4 protein-coding genes are annotated in these 3,311 nt (G+C 60.5%); 3 read left to right on the top strand and 1 reads right to left on the bottom strand.

Annotation, left to right across the window (positions count from 1 at the left end):
- The 3 genes from DBR24_RS00135 to DBR24_RS00145 all read left to right on the top strand — a co-directional run.
- A partial coding sequence (locus tag DBR24_RS00135; RefSeq protein WP_128613525.1) for a transporter suffix domain-containing protein occupies positions 1 to 437 on the top strand: 437 nt, incomplete at its 5' end.
- A 102-nt stretch (positions 438 to 539) separates the two neighbouring features.
- Entirely contained in the window at positions 540 to 776 is a 237-nt protein-coding gene (locus DBR24_RS00140) for a hypothetical protein (protein WP_128613526.1), read from the top strand.
- A gap of 269 nt (positions 777 to 1,045) precedes the next feature.
- Positions 1,046 to 1,831, top strand: a complete 786-nt coding sequence (locus tag DBR24_RS00145; RefSeq protein ID WP_128613527.1) for a DeoR/GlpR family DNA-binding transcription regulator — start codon at positions 1,046 to 1,048, stop codon at positions 1,829 to 1,831.
- Positions 1,832 to 1,958: 127 nt separating this feature from the next.
- Here the strand turns inward: DBR24_RS00145 and DBR24_RS00150 are convergent, their stop codons facing one another.
- Positions 1,959 to 3,242 carry an FAD-binding oxidoreductase gene (locus DBR24_RS00150; RefSeq protein WP_128613528.1) on the bottom strand — a complete coding sequence of 428 codons (1,284 nt, stop codon included), beginning with the start codon at positions 3,240 to 3,242 and terminating at the stop codon, positions 1,959 to 1,961.
- Between the last annotated feature and the right edge of the window lie 69 nt (positions 3,243 to 3,311).

A 3,311-nucleotide genomic window follows, 5' to 3' on the forward strand; every position in this document is an offset into this window, starting at 1 on the left:
TGCTCGGTTCGTGGCTGATGGTGCCGATTGCCGCCGCCCTCGATGTGCCGGGCTCGAAAGTTGCGGCGCTGACCGGGGTGTTGTTCATCAGTAACAAGGTGCTGTTGCTGCTGGTGATCGCGGTGATGGGCAAGGCCGGGTTCGCCGAACTCAAACGCACGATCGGCCACTATATTTCCGGCGTGATTCCGACCCCTGTGGCCGAAGTCAGCCCGATGCGCCACAAGGTCGGCGTGGTGATGTTCTGCCTGCCGCTGCTGTCGTCCTTCCTGGAACCGTATTTCGACAACTTCTTCCCGGGCGTACGGCCCAACCTCTGGCAGATGCAGGCGCTGGGCGACTTGATGTTCGTCGGCAGCTTTTTCGTGCTGGGCGGCAATTTCTGGGACAAGGTCCATGCGCTGTTCGTGCGCAAGGCGCGGGTGGTGGCGGAATGAACGCAGGTAGAGGACTGATTTGAAGGGTGGTGAATGTCTGGATACGGCGCCGTATCCACACATTCACCCCGCCTCGAACAGTGACACGTCTGGGTAGGGCCCGTGGCCCAAGCGATCGCGCTTCAGCGCAAGCATCAAGGATATGCCGGTCTTCCCCGCAATCGATTCGCCGATAACGGCAAGGTCGTGATGAAACGCCTCGGTTATCGAGTCGATATTGTCTATCGTCAGCTTCCGAACGGGTTGGCGCATGTTGATCTCTGCAAAGCATCTGCAGCCGACAACGCTAGATTTTTGCTTTGCGGGTGTCTAGAGAAATCATCGATGGCAAAAGTCTGAGCCCGGCGCAGGATTAGTCCTTGATCAGGCGTGCCCGAGCGCGATGGCAAACGACACGACGACCATGCAGGCAAAAGCGAAATTGAGGTTCATGGGGTGTTCATCCTGGTCCTTTTGAAAGTGGGGCCATTCTGCCGGGGTCGGGTCAAAAGAAAAAATTCGGCTTCGTGATTCCAATGATCGAAGCCATTGATACCGGCGTTGTGTTTGCAAGTTTGCTTGGCTAAGCTCGCACAAACCTGCAATGACAAGCACAAACAGGCAAAACCATGCACGATCATTCCGCTTCAGAGCTTCCCTCCCTGCGCCGGCAGAAAATACTTTTGATCCTCGAACGTGACGGCAAGGTCATGGCGTCCGAGTTGAGCCAGCACTTTGCAGTGTCCGAAGACACCATCCGCCGCGATCTCGCCGAACTCGACAGCGCCGGGCTGGTGCAGCGGGTGCATGGCGGGGCATTACCGCGGCCGAAAGACACCGGCAAGGATTATTTCACGCGGCTGGAGGAGTCCGATGAGGTCAAGGTGCGTCTGGCACAGTTGGCGGCGCAGAAGGTCGAGGACGGGCAGATTGTGCTGTTCGACTCCGGCTCCACCACGTTGCAGGTGGCGCGCTCGTTGCGTGCGGATATCCGCATCACGGCGGTGACGGCGGCGCCGATGACGGCGATTGCCTTGTCCGAATACAAGGACGTCAAAGTGATCCTCGCCGGTGGGCAGTTGAACCCGCGCACGATGTCGGCCGGCGGCCATGAAGCGGTGCGGCTGCTGGCCGGGATCAAGGCGGATCTGGCCTTCACCGGGGTGTGTGCGATTCACCCGGAAGTGGGGATTACCTCGCTGCATTTCGATGAAGTGCCGGTGAAGCAGGCATTGCTGGACAGTGCGGCGCGGGTGATTGCGGTGACCACGGCGGACAAGCTCGGCGCGGTGGAGCCGTTTGTGGTGGCGTCGTGTACGCGCCTGCATACGCTGATCACCGAGCGACATGTGGCGTCGGGGAGTGTCGAGGATTATCGGCGGCTGGGGATTGCGGTGGAGCAGTTGCCGGACTGAGGTTTGTGCTGGAGCTGCTGGCCTCATCGCTGGCAAGCCAGCTCCCACAGGTTTTGCGGTGTACATGAAATTTGGGTACGCCACGGGCATTGTGGGAGCTGGCTTGCCAGCGATGGGGCCAGTCCCGTCAACGCAACTTTTCAAGCATCTGGTAGTACCACATCCCCGCCGCCAACAACGGATTGCCCAGCAAATCCCCCATTGGCACGCGAATGTGCTGGCACTGGGCAAAAGTGTCGAACTGCTCCAGCTGCCCGGTGATCGCCCGGCTCATGATCTCGCCCATGATGTGGGTGGTGGCGATGCCGTGTCCCGAGTAGCCCTGGCAATACCAGACGTTGTCCGACAGCTTGCCCAGTTGCGGGATGCGGTTGATCACGATGCCCATCGCGCAGCTCCACTGGTAGTCGATCTTCACGCCTTTGAGCGCCGGGAAGGTTTGTTCGATGCACGGGCGCAACTCGGCGGCGATGTCTCGCGAGTCCTTGCCGCTGTAGTTGGCGCCGCCGCCGAACAGCAGGCGCCCGTCGGCGGTGAGGCGGTAGTAGTCGAGGACGAAACGGCAGTCGTACACCGCGAGGTCTTCGGGGTTGATCTGCCGCGCCAGATCGCCCAGCGGCGCGGTGGTGACGATGCCGCCCATGGCCGGGAAGATCTTGCCCTTGAGCTGACCCGGTTCGAGCTTGTGATAGACGTCACCGGCGAGCATCACTTGATTGGCGTCGATCTGGCCGTGAGCCGTCCTGACCCCAGGCGTCGCGCCGTGGATGATTTCCAGCACTTCACTGTTTTCGAAGATCAGCGTACCGAGACTCTCCGCCGCCCGTGCTTCGCCGATGCACAGATTGAGCGGGTGCAGGTGCATGTTGCGGGTGTTCTTGATCGCGCCGTGGTAGAGGTCGCTTTGCAGCAGGTCACGCACTTGGCTTCCGTCGAGCAGACTGACTTCATCGCCCAGGCCGCGGCGCACGGCTTCCTCGTAATCGTTGCGCAAATCCGTCATGTGACTGGGCTTGTAGGCAGCGTGTAAATGACCGTGTTTGAGGTCGCACTGAATGCCATATTTCGCCACGCGCTGCTGGATGATTTGATGCCCGCGCCAGCGCAGGTGCCAGATGAAATCGTCAACCGCATCACCGAGTTTCGGGCGCATCTGTTTACGCATCGCGCCGTCGCCGGAGAGGCTGCCGGTGACCTGGCCGCCATTGCGCCCGGTGGCGCCCCAGCCGATCTTGTTGCTCTCGACAATGGCGACCTTCAAACCTTTTTCGGCGAGTTCGACGGCGGTGGCAACGCCGGTGAAACCGCCGCCGATGATCACCACGTCGACTCGGCGTCGGCCGCGCAGGGTCGGGTAGTCGGTGTCCTGATTGAGGGTGGCGGTGTAGTAGGAATTGCAGCGTTGGCTCATGTCAGTGTCCACACAAAATTCAAATCAGTACGCGATCCCCTCCAGGAGTGAGCAGGCTCACTCCTACAG

Origin of the sequence: Pseudomonas sp. HMWF006, assembly GCF_003061205.1 — a bacterium.
Classification (GTDB): Bacteria; Pseudomonadota; Gammaproteobacteria; order Pseudomonadales; family Pseudomonadaceae; genus Aquipseudomonas; species Aquipseudomonas monsensis.